The sequence below is a fragment of the Kitasatospora sp. NPDC098663 genome (genome assembly GCF_044760075.1).
Taxonomy (GTDB): domain Bacteria; phylum Actinomycetota; class Actinomycetes; order Streptomycetales; family Streptomycetaceae; genus Kitasatospora.
The window spans coordinates 1-18,814 of sequence record NZ_JBIWAP010000020.1 but is presented as its reverse complement, the minus strand read 5'-3'; the positions used below and the strand labels follow the sequence as shown (position 1 = coordinate 18,814).

General features: G+C 69.0%; 15 protein-coding genes and 1 pseudogene. 4 read left to right on the top strand and 12 right to left on the bottom strand.

Annotated features, from left to right (window positions below; all coding sequences use genetic code 11):
• Positions 1-352: 352 nt before the first annotated feature.
• Positions 353-1,327, top strand: a pseudogene (locus ACIQVZ_RS22060) (tyrosine-type recombinase/integrase); the annotation flags it as partial.
• A gap of 151 nt (positions 1,328-1,478) precedes the next feature.
• Here the strand turns inward: ACIQVZ_RS22060 and ltrA are convergent.
• Complete coding sequence (gene ltrA, locus ACIQVZ_RS22055; protein ID WP_402452296.1) at positions 1,479-2,867, bottom strand: group II intron reverse transcriptase/maturase; 1,389 nt, start codon at positions 2,865-2,867, stop codon at positions 1,479-1,481.
• Positions 2,868-3,156: 289 nt separating this feature from the next.
• On the opposite strand from ltrA, the gene ACIQVZ_RS22050 reads away from it, so the two are divergent.
• The gene (locus ACIQVZ_RS22050; protein ID WP_402452293.1) at positions 3,157-3,774 is read left to right on the top strand and encodes a tyrosine-type recombinase/integrase; all 618 of its coding nucleotides are present in this window, start codon (positions 3,157-3,159) and stop codon (positions 3,772-3,774) included.
• 11 nt (positions 3,775-3,785) lie between these two features.
• On the opposite strand, the gene ACIQVZ_RS22045 is transcribed toward ACIQVZ_RS22050, so the two are convergent.
• From ACIQVZ_RS22045 to ACIQVZ_RS22015, 7 genes are all read right to left on the bottom strand, one after another.
• Positions 3,786-4,877, bottom strand: a complete 1,092-nt coding sequence (locus ACIQVZ_RS22045; RefSeq protein WP_402452291.1) for a hypothetical protein — start codon at positions 4,875-4,877, stop codon at positions 3,786-3,788.
• Positions 4,878-4,883: 6 nt separating this feature from the next.
• Positions 4,884-5,159, bottom strand: a complete 276-nt coding sequence (locus ACIQVZ_RS22040; protein ID WP_402452288.1) for a hypothetical protein — start codon at positions 5,157-5,159, stop codon at positions 4,884-4,886.
• Positions 5,156-6,052: a hypothetical protein gene (locus ACIQVZ_RS22035; RefSeq protein WP_402452286.1), complete on the bottom strand. Its 897-nt coding sequence runs from the start codon at positions 6,050-6,052 to the stop codon at positions 5,156-5,158. The genes ACIQVZ_RS22040 and ACIQVZ_RS22035 overlap by 4 nt, the downstream gene beginning before the upstream one ends.
• Positions 6,049-6,966, bottom strand: coding sequence for a hypothetical protein (locus ACIQVZ_RS22030; protein WP_402452283.1), 918 nt, complete (start codon positions 6,964-6,966; stop codon positions 6,049-6,051). Before ACIQVZ_RS22030 ends, ACIQVZ_RS22035 begins: the two co-directional genes overlap by 4 nt.
• A gap of 460 nt (positions 6,967-7,426) precedes the next feature.
• The gene (locus ACIQVZ_RS22025; RefSeq protein ID WP_402452281.1) at positions 7,427-8,740 is read right to left on the bottom strand and encodes a DUF3710 domain-containing protein; all 1,314 of its coding nucleotides are present in this window, start codon (positions 8,738-8,740) and stop codon (positions 7,427-7,429) included.
• A gap of 441 nt (positions 8,741-9,181) precedes the next feature.
• The gene (locus ACIQVZ_RS22020; protein ID WP_402452278.1) at positions 9,182-9,598 is read right to left on the bottom strand and encodes a hypothetical protein; all 417 of its coding nucleotides are present in this window, start codon (positions 9,596-9,598) and stop codon (positions 9,182-9,184) included.
• A complete protein-coding gene (locus ACIQVZ_RS22015) occupies positions 9,573-11,318 on the bottom strand; it encodes an RHS repeat-associated core domain-containing protein (protein WP_402452275.1) in 1,746 nt (581 codons plus the stop codon). Before ACIQVZ_RS22015 ends, ACIQVZ_RS22020 begins: the two co-directional genes overlap by 26 nt.
• A 254-nt stretch (positions 11,319-11,572) precedes the next feature.
• Here ACIQVZ_RS22015 and ACIQVZ_RS22010 point away from each other — a divergent pair, with 254 nt between their 5' ends.
• Positions 11,573-11,854, top strand: coding sequence for a hypothetical protein (locus tag ACIQVZ_RS22010; protein ID WP_402452272.1), 282 nt, complete (start codon positions 11,573-11,575; stop codon positions 11,852-11,854).
• 952 nt (positions 11,855-12,806) lie between these two features.
• A complete protein-coding gene (locus ACIQVZ_RS22005; RefSeq protein WP_402452270.1) occupies positions 12,807-13,886 on the top strand; it encodes a transcriptional regulator in 1,080 nt (359 codons plus the stop codon).
• A 44-nt stretch (positions 13,887-13,930) separates the two neighbouring features.
• Here ACIQVZ_RS22005 and ACIQVZ_RS22000 read toward each other — a convergent pair whose 3' ends face one another.
• The 4 genes from ACIQVZ_RS22000 to ACIQVZ_RS21985 all read right to left on the bottom strand — a co-directional run.
• Positions 13,931-15,034: a prephenate dehydrogenase gene (locus tag ACIQVZ_RS22000; RefSeq protein ID WP_402452268.1), complete on the bottom strand. Its 1,104-nt coding sequence runs from the start codon at positions 15,032-15,034 to the stop codon at positions 13,931-13,933.
• A 37-nt stretch (positions 15,035-15,071) separates the two neighbouring features.
• Positions 15,072-16,223 carry a methyltransferase gene (locus tag ACIQVZ_RS21995; RefSeq protein ID WP_402452266.1) on the bottom strand — a complete coding sequence of 384 codons (1,152 nt, stop codon included), beginning with the start codon at positions 16,221-16,223 and terminating at the stop codon, positions 15,072-15,074.
• A gap of 352 nt (positions 16,224-16,575) precedes the next feature.
• Positions 16,576-17,436, bottom strand: a complete 861-nt coding sequence (gene ddaH / locus ACIQVZ_RS21990; RefSeq protein WP_402452263.1) for a dimethylargininase — start codon at positions 17,434-17,436, stop codon at positions 16,576-16,578.
• 183 nt (positions 17,437-17,619) lie between these two features.
• Positions 17,620-18,814 (bottom strand): alpha/beta fold hydrolase (locus ACIQVZ_RS21985; RefSeq protein ID WP_402452261.1); only part of this gene is annotated, 1,195 nt, incomplete at its 5' end.

The following is an 18,814-nucleotide window of genomic DNA, read 5'->3' as shown; positions in this document are numbered from 1 at the left end:
GGGCGCTCATCAGGCGTGGTCCCAAAACGGTCCCCAGGCCGGCCACCCCGCCGCAGGTACCGCCTGTAACCGGAATCTGTCGGGCTTTCAGGAGGCGGCGTCATGCCTGCCCGGCTGCGCTCGTACAGGTGTCGCCAGCCGGCCCGCAGGACCGGCGCCTGCGGGCGGATCATGGTCGCTTACCCACTGGTCACGGATGGTGACCTTCCGGACGGTGTGTCGTCTTGAGTGTGTCTTCTCCAGATGCTTCTGACGTGCTTCGCGCACCGCCCAACGCGCTCTGCCGCCACACCCGAAACAGCAGCCACTCTTGCCCCAGAAGCACCACCCAGTCCGAGAGAAGGGGAAGCTCATGGGACAGCGTGCGCAGCGTGGTCGGGTCTACCGACGGTGTGGTTGTTCGGACGGATCAGGGAAGCAGTTGGGGCCGTGGTGTCCGCGGCTGGCCGGGGATCTGAAGCACGGGAAGTGGACGTACTGCGTCGACCTTGCCTCCGAGGACGGGAATCGGAAGACCCGCCGACGCGGTGGGTTCGCCACCCGCGCCGAGGCGGCCCGGGAGATGAAGGCGGTGCTGAACGGTGAGCTGCGCGGCGTGTACGAGGACCGCCGTACGACGGTGGCGAGCTTCCTGCGGCAGTGGCTGGCGGCGAAGAAGGAAGAGCTCGCGCCCAACACCTACGCCGGGTACGAGGACTGCATCGAGCGGGATCTCATCCCCACCTTCGGCCAGTGCCGGCTGCCCGACCTGCGGCCGAATCACGTCGACGCCTGGGTGGCCACGCAGCGCAAGGCCGGCCGCGGGCGGGTCACGGTCTACCGGGTGGTCTCGACGCTGCGCAACGCCCTGCACCACGCGGTGCGCACGTGGCGGCTGCGCTACAACCCGGCCAAGCACAGTGTCCCGCCCAAGCCCCGCGCCGCGGAGCGTACCTGCTGGACCCCCGAGGAGGCCGCGGCGTTCCTGCGCCACAACACGGAGCACTACGCCGACCGACTGAGCGACCTGTTCGAGGTCATGCTCGGCACCGGCATGCGCCGCGGCGAGATCCTGGCCCTGCACTGGTCGGACGTGCACCTCATGGACCGCAAGCTCTACGTGCGCTGGACTCTGGCGGCCGTCAACAACAACGGCATCCTCTTCCGCGAGCCCAAGACCGAGGCCAGCCGCGCCTGGATCAGCCTCTCCCCCAGAGCCATGGCCGCCCTCCACCGCCAGGCCGCACTCCAGATGAACGCCCACCCCGAAGGACGCCTGGACGATCTCGTCTTCGCCAAACCGGACGGCTCACCGCTTCGCCCGCAGTGGGTCCTCGACCAGCTCCGCAAACGCACCGCCGAACTCGACCTACCGAAGATCGGCTTGGTGAGTCGGCCCGGGGCGCGGTGCCGGGATTGCTCCCGGTCCGTTTCCCCGGACCGCTCTCCGAACCCGCCGTGCGCCTCTCAGCGCAACGGGCTCTCCACGGTTTCTGCCGTCAGGCGGGGTTCGCAGGAGGCCATGGGGATGGGATCTTGTTGCCCCGGTAGGTGTAACGGGAGACCGTCACACCCTGGATCCGGAAGTACTCGACCCCGTCGGCCGCGATCACCCATCGCCCGGAGGCGGCGAGGTGTCGACGGACCTGTCCCCAGTTCCAGCCGTGACGCGCCCTCAGCATGTGGACGAGCCTCCACCAGGTGAAAGCGTCCAGTTTGCTGAAGGTCCACTTCGCCACGGCATGTCGGAAGTAGTTGGCCCATCCGCGCATGATCTGGGCAAGCCTGACCAGCACGGACGCGAAGTCCTGCTGCGATGTCCTGTGTGTCAGGGCACGGATCTTCGCCTTCACCGACCGGACGGGCCGGACCGCGATGAAGGTGTAGACGTACCACTTGTCCGTCCCCCTCTTGCGCTTCCACCGGATGCGGAAGCCGAGGAAGTCGAACCCGTCGCCCAGGTGGACCACTTGGGTCTTGGCCGGTGACAGCCGCAATCCGAGCGGGGCCAGCGCGACGGCGACCTCTTCGCGCAGCGCTTCAACGTGCTCGCGCGAGCCGTGCACCATGACGACGAAGTCGTCCGCGTAGCGGACCAGCCGCCACGTAGGCCGCCCCTTGGCGCGCCGGTAGTCGCGCTTGCCGTGGGTCGACATCGCCCCGCCCGGCTTCCACGGCCCCATCACGTGCTCGTCGAGCACGCTCAGGGCGATGTTGGCCAGCAGCGGGGACAGGATGCCGCCCTGCGGCGTGCCGGTCATGGTGTCCCGGTGTTCGCCGAGTTCCGTGAGGATCCCGGCTTTCAGGAACGCCTTGACCAGCGCCAGGACGCGTTTGTCCTTCACTCGCAGACGCACCCGGTCCATCAGGGCCGTGTGATCGATCGAGTCGAAGCACGCCTCGATGTCCGCATCCAGCACCCAGCGGTAGCCGCGGGAGCCGAAGTGGTGGATCTCGGCGATCGCGTCCTGGGCACGCCGCTTGAGCCGGAAACCGTACGAGCACGGCAGGAAATCCGCCTCGAAGATCGGTTCCAGCACCAGTTTCAGCGCCGCCTGGACGACCCGGTCCGCAACCGTCGGAATCCCGAGCTTGCGGACCTTCCCCGACCCGCCCGGTTTCGGGATCTTGCGCTCCCGCACCGGCAGTGGTCGGAACGAGCCGTCCTTGAGACCGGCCCGCAGGTCGTCCAGGAACCCGGGCACGCCCACCTGCTCCGCGACGTCGGCGACCGTCAGGCCGTCCACGCCAGCGGTGCGCGCACCCTGATTCCCTGCGACCCGGTCGAACGCCACGATCAGCGTCGCCGGATCACACACGAAGTTGAACAAGTCATCGAACCGGCGGCCGGGATCGGCCACCGCCCAACGGTGAAGCTTGGCCTGCATCTCCGATGCCCTCGCTCCCGGCCCGGCCGGACCAGAACGAGGAGCATCGCCGTTCGGCGACGCGTCTTCCGGCATTGCAGCGTCCCTCCCCTCTCGAAACCGCTGCCGCCCTTCCCCATGCAGCCGGCTTTCCCGGCCTCGGAGTACTACGGCGGCTCCGCCCCGTCCCGGACCGATCGGCGGTCGACGCGCCCAACCCCACCCTCGCCGCTGGAAGTGACGCGGAGGGCAAGACCCGGGACGGTTCCCGTGTTCACTGTGGTTCGCTCGACGAAGTAGGAGCCCGACTATGCCCCTGCGGCATCGCCACGAGTACGCCGCAGACCTTCCTCGTGGCCTCCTGGACGGCTCATGCCTACCGTCCTGGGAGTTACCCGCCCAGATGCTCGACGGGATACGCACCGCTCCCGGCCCAGATCTGCCAGATTCGAGCCGGTGCCTAATCAAGGGGGTGTCACACGCCGGTTCCTCGCGCACTCCTCTCCATCCCGCTCGCCGGACCCGAACCATCTGGCAGTACCGGCCCGTCCCGGCTTTGTCAGGGCTGCTCCCACCCTCCCCGGCGTCACCCGGATCAGGCTGCCCTCAGCTCCACCGTCCTGCTGCGACAGGATCAGCGGCGAAGGTCTCTCACCTCCACTCGAACCACAGCGCCTCACGGCGCACCCACGACCTGCGCCACACCGCCGCCAACATCATGATCGCCGAAGGCATCCCCGTCGCCGTCGTCTCCAAGACGATGCGCCACTCCACGCTCGCCATCACCATCGACCTCTACGGCCACCTCCTCAAGGACTCCGCAGACGAAGCCGTCGAGGCACTGGCCTCCGCGCTCGACCGGGCGGACACCGAGGTTGCCGGGCTGCCCGGTTCATCGGTCGACCACCACTTCGGCAAGGCGGCGTGAGCGGTCGGGTGTCAGGCCCTCGTACCCGGCCGCTGATCGGCCGGGTACGAGCCACTGGTCTCGGCGCGGTCGGGTTCCTCGTCATCGGTGCCCGGCCGGAGGAGCCCGAGCAAGTCCTGTGCTGCCCAGTCCGGAAGAGTGAGCGCGACGGGCACCGGCAGCAGGGCGTCACGTCGGAGGGATTCCTCCCTCCAGACGGCCTCGGTGAGCCAGGCGAGCGTGTCGTCGTCGAGCAGGTCGGGGTGGCAGGCGGCGGTGTCCGCGAGCCGCTCGACATCGGGGAAGGCGGGCGGGAGGCCGCCGTTGCCCGCGGCGCGGGCGACGGCGCGGCGGGCAGCGGTCTCGTACCAGCCGGATCCCCACCATTCGCCGACCGACTCCGTGCGGGAACCGTGCAGGGTGAGCAGCCGCAGAACGGCCTCAGGTCCGAGGGATTCGTCAGCCCGCTGCCAGAGGTCGATCTGGCGGTGGACGGAAGCGAGGATCGGTGCCCAGCCTTCTTCGAAGATGTCGCCGAGCACACTGCCGTCTGCGAGTCGGCGGGCGGGTGTGGTGAGGGCGACGCGGACGGCCGGCCAGTCGACGCCTTCGGGGTGGACGTGGGGCATGACGGCGCGGGTGGCGGCGATGTCGGCGCGGGCCATCGTGATGTCGCGGATCTTGAAGTGCCATTCCTCGACGTCGCTCTCACGGCGCCAGCACCATTCGACGATGCCACGGGCGCTGGCGGAGGGGACGGGGTCGGGGACGATCAGCGGGTAGGCACGCAGTCCGGCACCGGCCCGCCAGGAGAAGTCCTCCCCGAGTGCCGCGATCGCCTCGGATCCGTCGTCCGCGCCGCGGTGGCGACTGATCGCGTCGCTGATGTAGTCGGCCCACAGCAGCATGACCAGGTCGCGGCGCAGCCCCTTGGCGGTGTCGGGCAGGTGGATGCGGGTGGCGTCGAGGAGTCCCGCTTCGGCGAAGGCCCGACGCGCGGCTTCCGACTTCGCGGCCTGAGTCGGGTGTCCGCTGAGGTCGATGACGAGGCCGTCGTCGGGCGGGAACAGGGGCGGCAAGCTCTCGTCCTCGCCCCAGTCCCACCCGTCGGTCGGATCGTCCACGGTGAGCTAGGCGGTTGCGGGGTCCCAGTGGACGCTGATGTGGAAGTTCGAGCGGGACAGCTCTGTCGTGCCCGGCACGATCTCGGGGTTGTCGTCAGCCTCGTCGCTCTCGCACCAGCTCTCACCCGTGGCCCAGCCCGCCCGACGCAGGGGTGCGGCCAGTCGCTCCAGCAGGCGCGGGCCTGCGGCGTACGGCGAGGCGGTGACGGAAGGCGTGCGGTCGATGGGCGGGGCTATGTCCAGCGCTCGGGCGGCTACGGGCCGATCGCGACGGGACGTCATGACGTCTCGCGAGGGCGGGCGGCCTCGGTTTTGTCCTGGAGGTCGCGGACGATGCGCCGCCAGCGCCGGGATCCGCTCGTGTACCAGGAGTCCTGGCCGAGCGGGCGCCAGTCGGCCAGCTCCCTCAGCTGCTCCGTGGTCTCCTCCAGGTCGAGGTGCTCGTGGCCGCCACGCTCGCTGTCGAGGTCCTGGGCGATCTCGTGGAGGCGGTGCGCCGCGCGGTAGTAGGAGAGCTGGGTGTTGGTGAGCCTGCGGACGGCGTAGCCTCCGCACTTGCTGCACCAGTGGTGGTCGAGGTCCTCGCGGCCGAGGAGGTCTGCGGGGGTCAGGAGGTCGTCGTCGTCCGCGACGCCGCGCTCGTTGGAGTGCCTGCACAGGGGCGAGTGGCCCTTGGCCTGGATCCGCGGGTTGGCGTTCGTGGTGTAGATCTGGACGTCCGTGAGGACACCGAGCGGGATGCCACTTCCCCTTCGCCACCGGCCTCCGGTGGCGGCTTCGAACGGTTCGAGGTCGAGGGTTTCCTCGGCGAGCAGACCGTGCCACACCGCGCTGGGCATTGTCCGACTGTGGTCGTCACGATCGCGGCCTCCGTCCAGGATGCGCAGGTCGTGCACGCCGCGGGCGATGGCGAGGAGCCGCAGGTTGCGTTCGCGGTCCCGGTCGTCGAAGGCGAGCCAGGCAGTCTGCGGCTCGCCGTACTCCAGCCCGAGTTCAGCGCCGAAGCGCGGATCGTCCGCGTCCGGTACGGGTTGGGGCCACAGGGACGTGCCCGTCTCGGGCCGGGCGCCGATGCGCTCGGCCCAGGGCTTGATCAGGCTGGCCGGCAGGTCGGATGCGCCGGCGACGATCACGCCCTGCCAGCCGTCGGCTAGTCGCTTCTCGATCACGGTCAAGGGCAGGACTTCGGCCCCACCGCTTGTCGAGAAGACGATGAAGAGTCGGTCGGCGTCGGGCGCGAAGGCGCGAAGGCGCGAAGGGCACGCAGGTGCTCCACGGTGACCGGTCGGCGTTCGAGGACCGGGGTGTCGTCGAACACTCCGGGCTGGAGGCGGCTCGTGGGGTTGTGCGCGTCGCTGTTCCCGGGCTCGGTGCCGTCTGTGACGGGCTCGCAGGACAGCGGCCAGGACTTGGTGAGGAGTCGGTCCGCGACGAGTGCGGGGACGCGGAGAGTGAGAGTGCGGCGGCCCCAGTCGGCGTCGGTGAGGTGGGTGAGCAGGACGCCGAGCGTCCACGAGTCGATGTCGTGGAGGAAGCCATGCTCTGGCCGGTGCGGGGTCCTCTCCTTGATCTCCGACAGCGTCACCTTCACCAGCCGTGTGGGCGTGGGGTCCGCCGTGGCGACGACGGTGCGTATGTACTCCGTCCAGGAGGCGACGAGCAGTTTAGCGGCCTCGCGGGTCTGCTCGTACCCCTTTCGGTTGCTCCGGATTCCGTGCAGGAGGTTCGCCACGACGTAGGACGGCCGGGTGGAGCCGTTCCCGCTGCGGGCGGCTTCGTGCTGCCAGCCGCGCCAGAGTGCCGCGAGGCCCTTGGCGATCTCGCCGCTCTTGCCGAGCGCTCCGAACGCGGGATCGCTCACCGGGAGGTCGGGTTCGCTCATGCCGGCCGCGGCCGCGCCGGCGAGGAGTGCCGTTGGGTCGACGAACAGTGCTGCCTGGCACCAGAGTTCCTCCAAGTGGTGCTTCTTGGCCGTCAGCTTCGGCTTCGCCCAGTCCCTGAGCCAGGGGAACACCGCCGCGGTGCTCTCGGCCTGGTGCAGGCTCTGCGCGGCGGCGCTCCATCGGTCGAAGACGCGGTCCCGCAGCACTCAGCGTCGCGACGGGCATCCTCTTCAGGGACTTCGTCGTCCTCGTCGTCTTCCTGATGCGCGGTCACCGAGCGGAGCAGGCCAGCCGCAGCTGGGGTCTCCCCGCTGTTCCAGCCGACGTCCTCGTCGGTCCCGTCGTAGCACTGCAGTTGGGACAGCAGCCCACCTCCGCCGAGCGCCCTCAGGAAGACACCCAGCCCGCTCCCCGACCTCGTCCACGGCCCCCAGGACCAGCACTGGGCGCACAACCGCCCGACCGTAGCGGTGTCCAGCAAGACCCTGGCTTCCGTGACCGCTGCGGTCCGGCGCTGGGAGCAGTCCATCGTGGTGTGGAGCTTGGCGTTCCTGCCCTTGGCCGAGTGAACGGTGACCGGTGTCCCCGCGAACGGGCCGAGCGGGACGTCGACGGTCAGCGGGTTGTCGTACACGAAGCCCCCCTGTCGATGGCGGTCTCGAAAGCCTAGTTCCCGGTACCGACAACATCGGCCGGTTCCATGGATGAGGCACGCGACGACACTGCTACTGGCAGCGGGCCATCCGGTGAGTGACAGCCGGCGATCATGTCGGCCCCCGGGCCGCGCTCGATCTCCAGGGCGTGGTAGCGGTGCTGGCCTGAGCCCCAGCGCGGGAGGCCCTCGCGGTCGACGAGGTGGATCCGCTGCCGGATGGCGAATCCGGCCGCGGGGTCGGTGAAGCTGTTGAGGGCGACGAGGCGCCCGGCTCGAAAGGCATGTACGCCTTCCAGGTTCCTCGTGATAGGGCGGTGACTACCCAGGTAGGGGCAGGGCTGTGCGGGGTGCGCGGGGTCGGGACCGAGGACCACGACCACCTCGGCGAAGAGCCGGTCCGCCAGCTCGCGGCTCGCCGGGGAGAAGACGTCTTTCCCGGCGACGTCGGCCTTGCAGAACCAGCCTGGCCCATCGGCCCCCAGCACGCGCCGGAGATGGGGCTTCCGGATGCCGTCCTCCTCGAACGGGAACTGGAGCCGGACTTCGGGCCCCACAGAGCCGGAGACCTCTTCCAGCAGGCCTCCGCGTTCCAGCACCGTGGGATTGTGGAGCAGACCGGACCTGATCCGGTCCCAGCGGTCCTCGGCGAACGCCGAGAGCGTGAGCTCGATGCCGCCGACGACCAGCGCGACGGAGGTGATGACCCCGCTGTGCCGGAAGGGCCGGATCTCCATCCCCTCCACCACCGGGACCAGCAGGGCGCCCAGGTCCAGCCGATTTCGGCGGGGCTCGGCCAGTTCCGTGACGTCCCACGGCCCCGTGACGGTCCCGCGCTCGGCGGCCCCCTCCTCGGAGCCCTCCTCGCCGGACCTTCCGGGGTGCATCTGGTACGGGAGTCCCGCGGGGTGCGCCGAGAACCGCTCGGCGTCGGTGATCAGGTCGATCAGCTCTGCGTCCGACAGCTTCAGGTCGTTGACGAGGCCCAGGAACAGGTAGAGCTCGTAGGCGACGATCTCGTGGTGCGAGAGCTTCGCCACGGCTTCGACGTCGGCGCCGCCTGCGGCCCACAGGATGACGGAAACCGCCTTGTCCGCTGAGTACTTGACGTAGGTCCGACTTGATTCCAAGGGCCATGGGCGCTTCCGCGCCATGAACTTGAGGATCTGCCGGAGCTTCACGGACCGGCCGAACCTCCGCTCGACAATCCGGTGGAACGCTTCCTCCAGCAGGTCCTGCCAGGTTTCGCCTTCCTGCGCGTCCTGCCGGAGTTCGGAGGACCAGTGCTCGTAATCCTCGCCGTCCCCCCGGGTGAAGGCGTACAGCATCCGTCCATTCGCGGTCCGTGGACCGAATTCCGTCATCGTCCTCCGCTTCGTCCGCCTCGGCCCCGCTTCCGATTGACGTATGCCACGACCGAGACGGCCAGTTCGAGGATTCCGCCCACGCTGGCACGCTCCTTCCCTTCCGGCAGCGAGCTGTGTGTGTCCTTCAGCACGGTCCCGGTCAGACTATCGGCGGCGCCCTTGCGCTTCTCGGAGTCCTCCGGTTTGTCCTTGAACTTCTCCGCCGTCGAATCGCCGGGCTTCTCGCCCTCCTCCGCGCCTCTCCCGGCGGGCAGTTGTGTACGAGCACCGGAGTGTCGCCGGTGACCACGTAGTACGTGTGATGAGGCTTCGCTCAGGGCGGGCGCCCGAGAAGCGCCGGGGCGCCTGCCTATATCAATGCGGCAGGCGCCCACTAATTGCAGAGTCCCGAGCCGGTGAACCCTAGTACACCTGAGCCACCGAAATCGAAATCGTTCGTGCAATCACCTCCAAAGCCATTGGCCCCGCGAGGACCAATCGCGCAACATCCGGAAATCCAGAAGGTCGACAGCCAAGCCTTTCGAGCCCACGCGGCCACAAAGTTTCAGCGCCCGGGATGCACTCCACCGTCATTCCCTCAACGAAGGAGGCGTCCATTTCGAGCAGATTCTCAGCAAATATGCCAACGATTCCGGTTAGTGAGATCGCCACATCTGGACGATCTGTACCGATTCGAAGGAATACGTCGACGCGCCCGCCTGGATACGAGGAATCAACTTGTAGCCTCTCGATGAAGTAACCGTCGAACCCGCCGAGGATATCGGCAGCCCGCTCGCAGGTGGCTATGAAGTCGCTATTTGCACCCAAGATACTCTCCATGATCGTGCGATTGAGTCTTCTCCCCATTCTGATCCCAGCGCTGAGGATAGTTTTTCTGGTTCGACCCAGGATCAACCATAGAGGTACGCGTCACCCGGCCATCTTCCAAGCGAATCGTCAGCTTGGTCTTATCGCCCCCCACATAGGTGGCGTACTTCTCCGAGATGGCTTGCAGTTCAAATCCATTGCGCGCCACCACCGAATCCGCGTCGGCCTGGCTCAATCCAGAGAGGTCTGGCAGACGTGCAACATCCGGAGTGCCGCCATCATTATGAACTAGGACCGGAGTTCGACCCGCCAGCACATAGTACGTGTGGCGGTCGGCGACGGTGAGATTGTCGGCCGTCTGGGGCTCGGTGCTGTAGGTACGGGCGGAGACGACGACGAGGCGCCTGTGATCCGGGGTGGTGAGCTGGTCGCCGGGCCGGAGGTCCTCCGCCGCCGTCCAGCGGTGGGTGGTGTCGTCCCAGTAGGGGTGGTGGGCGGTGGAGGTGAGCTCGGTCTCCGGGCCCGGGGTGCCGTTCTCGTCGGCCTTGGCCAGGGTGAGGTCGGTGAACCGGGAGTCGTCCGGGGTGACGGTCTTGTGGGTGATCGCCGTCCCGCCGGTCTCGCCGGTCTGCGGGTCGGTGGCGGTGACGACGTCGCCTGGCTGGAGGTCGCCGATCGGCTTGGTGCTGCCGTCTGCCATCAGGACCAGCGTCTGAACCGGGAAGCTGTCGCAGCCGCGGACGCGGCTCCCCTGGGAGGACGACCCTCCGCGGACGCCGCCCTTGGCCGAGTTGCCCCCGGCGAGGATGGAACCGCCGGAGCCGGCGCCCTCGGCGGGGCCGAATGCGGGGAAGTTCTCGAGCTCCCAGGACATCCGGTCGTCCCAGAGCTTGTTGTAGACGCTGGTGTCGTCGCAGGCGGCGACCTCCTGACAGGCATTGAGTGCCGCTGCCCGGTACTGCGTTTCGTCCTCTACGGCGCTCACGCCGAAGCGGTAGTGCTCCTTCTGGTATTCGGCGAGTTGATCAACGGTCTTCTTCAGAACCTTCTGGTAGTCGGGAATCACGGGGAACCCGATGTTGCCGGGAAGGTAAGCCAATTCGCTCTTGCGGACCTCGACGGACCAGCCGCCGCTCTGGAGGCTCCAGCCCTCCTCGACGGTGTGGCCGTCCGGCGTTCGACACAAGCCCGAGCCGCCGCAAGTGCCGTCCGGGCGCATGCCGCTGGGGTCGCTGAGGTTGACGGGGTTGTTATCGCTGTAGGCGTAGCCGTTCCACTGCTGCGGATCGGCCCGGTCGAGGATTGGGTCGGGGTTGATGAAGCGGCCGGCGGACGGGTCGTACTCGCGGGCGCCGAGGTTGGTGAGTCCGGTGGCGTCGCCCTTGGCGCCACCGACGTAGCCCTTGGTGCCGGCCCATTGGCCTGTCGCGGGCTGGGTGCCGCGCGGGTTGCCGAAGGGGTAGGTGGGTCGGCGGGTGACGGTCATCGCGGCGTCGGTGCCGATCTTGACACCGTTGGTGCCGTGCGGGTCGGCCGCCTGGATCAGGACGGTGCCGCCGCGGTCGTAGCCGTAGGCGGTCGTGGCGTCGCCGGTCCCGGAGCCGCCGTGCACCACCGACGAGATGGTCTGGCCCAGGGCGTTGGTGAGTTCCGTTGTCGGGGCTCGGCCTGTGGGCGGGGTGGTGTCGACGCGGTCGGCGCCGGGGTAGGGGCGGGTCGACTGCCGCAGCACGTGGCAGGGTGACGGTTGATCTATCGCTCGAATACCGAAAGAATTGACGACAAGTCAACAATCTCCAACTCCGTCTAAAACAATGGGCTTTGGGCTGACCCAAAACCATTCGGCGCTTTTGAGAAACAAGGAGAACGATGAATCGCATTGCGCGTTCCATGGCCGTGGCCGCGACCGCCGGGTCGCTCATGCTGCTGGCTGCGCCGGCCTCGCAGGCGGCAGGCTCGACTGCGACGACCGCATCGTGCGTCAACGTGACCACGTCGAACTCGGCCGGGGACGGCCAGATCTCGGTGTGTCCGCAGGGTGGCAGCAGCTACCACGTCACCGGCTACATCGAGACCAGCATGCCGTACGACCCGTGGAACGGCCCGATCTGCGCGGAGTGGTTCATCTCGCAGGGGTCGACGAACTACACCTCCGGCCCGATCGTGTGCGCGAAGGCGGGCGTGCCCACCTCCAAGAACACCTTCGACTACACCACGACGCTCTCGGCCGCGCCGACGGGGGCCTGGCTGCAGCAGGCCTGGATCTGACATCCACCTGAGGGGTGCCTCGCGCCTGGGGATTCGCGACCCCAGGACGAGCACCTCTCGGGGCGTTCACGGAGAGTTGACGTGTTCATTCGCAACGCCCGGCGATGCATGCCATGATTCACGCGGTGATCGCGGTCGCCGGCGCGCAGCCGTCCGACAGGCCTCCGAGCCCCACCTCGGGCCTGGTTCTCGTGGTGCTCGGGGTGCTGGCCACGGGGTTCGGACTCCTCTGGGCGGCAGACTTCCGCGGCATGGTGACTCGCCGTCATGACCAGCAGCTGGCAGACCGGACGCGATCACCGGAACCACTTCGCCGCCTGTTGCCGAGTCCGACGAGGCCGAGCGCCCAGCGCGCAACGGGTGTGCTCCTCGCAGTTGTCGGATGCGCCCTCGCCGCCAGTGGAGCTCATGTGCTGTTCTCGTAGGCCTTCACGCGAGAGTCACCTGGCTCGCAAAGGTCGGGGACAGCGCCGAACCGTTCAACCGCAGCCACGCGTCAGTTGAAACTTCGAACGATTCGCCAGGTGCAGCCAGACCACCCTCCGCCCAATACCAAGCAGGCGACCAGGTGTTGGTGGCCACCAGCGTTGGCCACCTCGGCGGCCTCCCCCGGCACTCAGGTCCGGCCGGCACTCTCGAATGCTCCGGCGGATCCGGCGGCTATGGGAAGTTCGCACCCATCGAACTCCCGCTCGACAAAGGCGCCACTTCTTGTGACGATGGCTCAGCCGTCAGGCTGCTGAACCACGAACCACCTCGCGCACGTTTCGGAGGTTCCGCAGGCTGGCCACTGCCATGCCCACAAGGCCTTGCCGGGAGATGTCCACGCTTCCCGGCGCTAGGGGGGAACGCGATGAAACATATCGACATGGTCGCACCGCTGACGAGACGCCTGAGACGGAGTTCTTCGGAACTGGCTTCCTGAACACACTGTCAACGGGGGTACGTTGCTGTGATCCACTCGGTTGCCGAGCTGCTCGAGCGCACTCATGAGGAAGGAACCGACCACCATGCCATCAATTCACCCATTCTCCACCAGACCCTGACACCCGCCAGGAACGAACACCAGATCGCCACACTGGCGATCTCTTCCCTCCGCCCCGCGGACTCACCGCGTCTGGGAGGGCTTGACCACGAGCACATCGCGCAGCTGGCAGGCGTGGAGACTCTGCTGCCTCCGATCCTCGTGGACCGGCGCACCCTTCGGGTGATCGACGGGATGCACCGGCTGCTGGCTGCGCTGGCCCGAGGCTTCACCACCGTTGAGGTCGAGTTCTTCGACGGAACGAGCGACGAGGCCTTCCTCTGTTCCGTCATGGCGAACGTGACCCATGGCCTCCCCCTCTCGCAGGCCGACCGACGGGCGGCGGCCGCGCGGATCATCGCCTCGCAGCCGAACATGTCCGACCGGGTGATCGCCCGCGCCTCCGGCCTGGGGGCGAAGGCTGTGGCCTCGATCAGGCGGGCCGCCGCGGACAGCCTGCCCCAGATGACCGCACGGGTCGGCATGGACGGTAAGGTGCGTCCGCTCGACGCTGCCGACCGCCGGTACAAGGCTGCGGAGGTCCTGGAGTCTCGGCCGGACGCCTCCATCCGGGAGGTCGCCCGGATCGCCGGGATCTCGCCGGCCACGGCGAGCGACGTGCGCCGGCGACTCAGGGAGGGCAAGGCTCCGGTCCCCGTGCGCCTGACTGCCGACCGACCTGCGGGAGACACGAGCACGCACGCGCAGCTCCCGGCCGAGATCGTGGAGCGCAAGCCCGATCCGGTGCCCGTCGACGGCTCCGCGATCATGAAGCGGCTGCTGAGGGACCCTTCGCTACGCCACAAGGAGGAGGGACGCCGGCTGCTGCGGCTGCTGCAGCAGAGCGCCATCACCCCCGAGGAGTGGTACAGCCTGATGACCGCCGTTCCTCCGCACTCCGCCTCTCTCATCAGCCAGCTCGCCCGTCTGGTCGCCGAGTCCTGGCTCAGCCTGGCCCAGGAGCTGGACGAGCACGTCCGTGGCACGGTCCGGGAGAACACCTCCTGAGCCACCGCACCGGGGTGGCCGGCTGCCCGCGTACCGGGCACCGGCTACCCCATCGCACATTCGTTCGCCTGTCTCACCGGCCACTGCCGGACCGAGAGCGCCCGTTCCAGGGACCCTGCCTCCGCCTCGGCCACCGCGAGGTGGACCAGCGCCGTCTGCCGTACTGCCGGATGCTCCAGGCGGATGTCCTCCACGTTCACCCCGGCCAGCGCGACGTCCGCGAACAGCCGCGCGAGCTCACCGGGCTGGTCGCTGATCGGCACGGCCACCGTCCGGCACCGCGCCGGCAGGCCACCGCGCCCGCCGAAGATCCCCGAGTCGTCCATGCTCCGCCCGCCCAGCAGGCCGCGCATCACGTCGCCGTGCTCGCGGCCGGACTCCGCCGCTGTGTCCAGGGCCCGCAGTCCGACCGCCGCCTCACGGAGGTCGGCCGCCAGGTCCTCGACCAGGTCGGCGACCTCCGTAGCGTTGGCCCGCAGTACGTCGCCCCACAGCTCCGGGTCGGCCGCCGCCGTCCAGGCGAGGCCACCCATCCCGGGACCGGCCAGGTCCACGACGCCGTTGCCCTCCCGCCGCACCTGTTCGGCCATCAATCGGGCCACCACGTACGGCGCGTGCGAGACCAGCGCCAGCAGGCGGTCGTGCGCGGCCGGCTCCATCACGACCGGGATGGCCCGGCAGAGGGAGACCAGCTCCAGCACCGTGTTGAACGTCTCGGTGTCGGCCTCCGGCATCGGTGTGAGCACCCAGCTGCAGCGCTGGAACAGGTCCGCCCGGGCACCCAGCGTTCCGGACCGCTCCCCGCCAGCCAGCGGGTGGCCGCCGACGTAGTGCTCCGGGTCGCAGCCCAGCGCGACGGCGTCCCGCTCCGGCCCGGCCTTGGCACTGGCCACATCGGTGTAGTGCCGCGCCACTCCCCTGGCCTGGAGGTCGACGAGCACGTCGCCGACCCGTCCCGGCGGCACCGCCACCACGGCCAGGTCCACCACCTCGGCCGGCTCCTCCGCCAGCCCCGCTCCCAGCGCGGCCGCGGTCAGCACAGCGGTCCGGTCGGTGTCCGACAGGTACACCTCGACGCCGCGGGCCGCCAGCGCGAGCGCCACCGAGGTGCCGATCAGTCCGGTGCCCAACACCAAGGCGGAGCGCATGGCTTTCTCCTCTACCGCTTCGACGTCCCGGCCGCCGTCACGCCGGAACCGCCTCGATGAGACTGAGCGCGAAGGGGAGCTCGACCACCCGGCGCACGGTCAGGTCCGCCTCGCGCAGCAAGCCGAAGTACTCGGCCTCGGTACGCTCCCGGCCGCCCTGGTGCAGGGCCAACATCCGCATGTCCAGTTCCTTGCCCAGGTGGGGCCGGTCGTCGTCCGGCAGCAGCATGTCGAGCAGCAGCACCCGGCCGTGGTCCGGCATCGCCGAGCGCACGTTCCGCAGGATGGTGACGGCGGTGTCGTCGGCCCAGTTGTGGACGATGTTGGACAGCAGGTAGGCGTCGGCGGTCGGGACCGCCTTGAAGAAGTCGCCGGCCACCACCTCACAGCGGTCGATGACCAGCTCGGCGGCCAGGAACGCCTGGGCCCCCGCTACCACGGACGGCAACTCGAAGAGCACACCGTGCAGTTCGGCGTTGGCGTGGAGCACGGTCGCCAAAATCGTGCCCGCCCCGCCGCCGATGTCGGCGAAGCTCCCGATCCCGGCGAAGTCGTAGCGCGCGACGACCGCCTCGGCGATCGCCCGCGAACGCGTCACCATGTGGGCGTCGAAGTGCTGCCGGGCCTCCGGGTGGCTGTCGAGGTAGGCGTAGAAGGAGCCGAACTTCGCTCCGAACGGGGACTTCCCGGTACGCACCGCGTCGGCCAGCGCCCCCATCGCGTCCATGAAGTCCGGAGCGCCCTGGGGAATGACGACCGAGCGCATCGAGCGCTCGTCGCCCGCGTCGAGCGTCCGCCCGGCCTCGGTCAGCGCGTACCGCGAGCCGCCCTTCCCGTCCGGGACCGAGCGCACCACGCCCAGGGTCGCGTTGGTCCGCAGCAGCCGGGCCAGTGCGCCCTCGTCCAACGCGCAGAGCCCGGCGAGCTCGGACACGCCCATCGGCCGCTCGCTCAACCACCGGGCCAGGTCCAGCTCGACGAACGCGTACAGCGCCGAGAACCTCCACTGACCGCGGATGACCTCCCAGATGACGGCCCTCGGGTCGTCGCCGCCGACCACGTCCTTCACCTGACCGACCATGTCCTTCACCTGACCGGGCATCTCGCCGACGAACCCCGCCGCGGAGACGATCGTCGGCAGCGGACGTCCGCCGTCGGTGTGGTGGACGTCGACGTCGGTGGTACCCATGGCTCTCCAGAAGTGTGGGAGGTGTCCGTGAAGGACCCGCGTGGTGGAGGGAGACGGCGAATTGCGCGCGCTGTCCGCTCGGTGCCCCTGCCGTGTGCCCCGTCCCTCGTGGGCGGGATACGGCGTGACGCTGGACGTGCGGTGGATGTGACGGCCGCGCGGGTGATCGGCCGGCCGGCGCCGCTGGGCGACCGGGGCGGGCCCGGCATCGATGGCAGACCCTGTGAGCCGGCGGAAGCGGTGCCCCGGCCTGGCGCCCATCGAAGGTATCGCGGGCACCAGCGCTGATCAACCAGGTTCTGTGCGAAGGGCGTTCAACTGCAGCTGCGCCGCAGTCGAACGACCGCCCCGATCACGCGGCGCGGAGCTCCAGGGTGCAGCACTTGACGCTGCCGCCGGCCTTCAGCAGCTCCGTCAGGTCCACGCCGATCGGTTCGAAGCCGCGCTCGCGCAGCTGGTCCATGAGCCCCACCGCCGACTGCGGCAGCAGTACGTGACGCCCGTCGGAGAAGGCGTTCAGGCCGAAGACCGCCGCGTCCTGCGCGCTCGCCCTGATCGCGTCGGGGAACAGCGCCTCGAGCACCCTCCGGCTGGCGTCGGAAAACGCCTCCGGGTAATACATGACCTCATCGTCCGAGAGCACGCTGAGCGCGGTGTCCAGGTGATAGTGCCGCGGGTTGACCAGGGTCAGTGATATCACCGGGCGACCGAAGAAATCCTGCGCCTCGGCATGCGAGCGACGGTCGGTGCGGAATCCGTTGCCGGCCAGAATCAGTCGCCCGGCGACCAGATAGTCCCCCTCGCCCTCGTTGATGTACTCGGGCCAGAGCACGGACTCGAACCCGTTCTCCTGGAACCAGCGCAGGTACGCCGGCCCCTCCGCGACGCGCTCCACGTGCCGGAACCGCGCGCCCAGCACCCGGCCGTCCACCACCGTCGCGCCGTTGGCGGCGAACACCATGTCCGGCAGGCCGGGCTCCGGTGCGATGACCTCGACCGTGTGGCCGAGTTCCACGTACAGGTCGCGCAGCTGCTCCCACTGGGCGACCGCCAGGTCCCTGCTGGTGGGCTTCTCCGGAACCATCCAGGGATTGATCGAGTAGTTGACGTCGAAATGGCTGGGCGGACACATCAGCAGGCGCTTCGGAACCATCGTCCGAACATCCTGACGCGTCCGGCCGGAGACCGTCCCGGTTATTTCTTCGGTGAGCAAGGCGAAATCCCCTCGGTAATCGATGGAACCGCCCGGGCGATCGGGCGGTACGAAATATGACGGCAAATCAAGGTGGAGAATTTCGGGTGGTCCGGGCAAGCACACGAACCCGGACCGGCGGCCCTTCCCGAAGGGGGTGCGAGAAGGGCCGCCGGAGTTTCCTGCGCCGGTGTCGTGTCGCGGTCAGCAGCCCCGCGACTTCAGCCAGGCCACCAGGGCCTCCGCGACCAGACCGAGGGTGTCCGGCGCGACCAGATTGGAGTGCGCGGACGGGACGGGCGCCTCGGCAACCTCGCCGGCCACGTAGTCCGCCCACCGAGCGAAGTTGGACACGCCCTCCGGCTTTCCTTCGGTCGCGACGATGAGCAGGGCGTCGCCCTCGAACCGCCCGAGCGCGTGCGTGTCCCGGATATCCAGGTTGTTCTGGAACAGCCTGGTGAGGATCGCGATCTCGTCGTCCGAGAACCCGCTGAGCACGTGCCCGAACTCCGCCTTGATGATCTCCGCCCAGAGCTCCGGACCGGCCTGCCCCTCCTCCCCCGGCTCGGCGTCGGCGGCCGCCGACGCCTCCCCGGCCGGCTCCTCCGCGGAAGGCTCCGGCGGGTAGGCGTCCAGGAGGATCAGCGACGCCACCTCCTCGCCCTGCTCCTGGAGCTGGACGGCGATCTCGTGCGCCGGCACGCCGCCGAAGGAGAAGCCCAGCAGGTGGTATGGACCGGAGGGCTGCACCGAGCGGATCTGCTCGATGTAGTCCGCCGCCATCTGCCGGACCGAGGTCGCCAGCGGCGTCGCCCCGTCCAGGCCCCGAGCCTGCAGCCCGTAGAGCGGGTACTCCTCGGGCAGGTGCCGGGCCAGCGGCAGGTAGCACCAGCTCAGGCCGCCGCCCGGGTGCACGCAGAAGATCGGCGGGCGGTCACCGCCGGTCCGGATCGGGAACAGCGTACCGAGCGAGTCCTGGACCGACGACAGGCTGAGCGTGTTCATCAGACCGGACACCGTCGGGCTGCCCATCACGTCGCGGACCGCGACCGAGACACCCCGCGACCGCAGCTTCTCCACCAGTGTGACCACCAGCAGCGAGTGGCCGCCCAGGGCGAAGAAGTCGTCGTGCACACCGACCGTGGGCAGTCCCAGGACCTCGGCGAACGACTCACACATGACCTCCTCCAGCACACCCACCGACCCCCGGGCCGTACGGTCCGTGCCGGTGGTGTACTCGGGTGCCGGCAGCGCACGCCGGTCGAGCTTGCCGTTGACGGTCAGCGGCAGCGCCTCCAGGACCACGAACGCCGACGGGACCATGTAGGCCGGCAGCCGCTCGGCGATGTAGCTGCGCGCCACATCGACGTCCAGGCCCTCGCCGGGGACGAGGTACGCC

Bases quoted from the DNA above. Each gene is read 5' to 3' on its own strand.
- ACIQVZ_RS22020 (WP_402452278.1), bottom strand. From the start codon at position 9,598: ATGGAGAGTATCTTGGGTGCAAATAGCGACTTCATAGCCACCTGCGAG.
- ACIQVZ_RS22000 (WP_402452268.1), bottom strand. From the start codon at position 15,034: ATGCGCTCCGCCTTGGTGTTGGGCACCGGACTGATCGGCACCTCGGTG.
- ACIQVZ_RS22040 (WP_402452288.1), bottom strand. From the start codon at position 5,159: ATGACGTCCCGTCGCGATCGGCCCGTAGCCGCCCGAGCGCTGGACATA.
- ACIQVZ_RS22050 (WP_402452293.1), top strand. From the start codon at position 3,157: ATGCCCCTGCGGCATCGCCACGAGTACGCCGCAGACCTTCCTCGTGGC.
- ACIQVZ_RS22025 (WP_402452281.1), bottom strand. From the start codon at position 8,740: ATGCTGTACGCCTTCACCCGGGGGGACGGCGAGGATTACGAGCACTGG.
- ltrA (WP_402452296.1), bottom strand. From the start codon at position 2,867: ATGCAGGCCAAGCTTCACCGTTGGGCGGTGGCCGATCCCGGCCGCCGG.
- ACIQVZ_RS21995 (WP_402452266.1), bottom strand. From the start codon at position 16,223: ATGGGTACCACCGACGTCGACGTCCACCACACCGACGGCGGACGTCCG.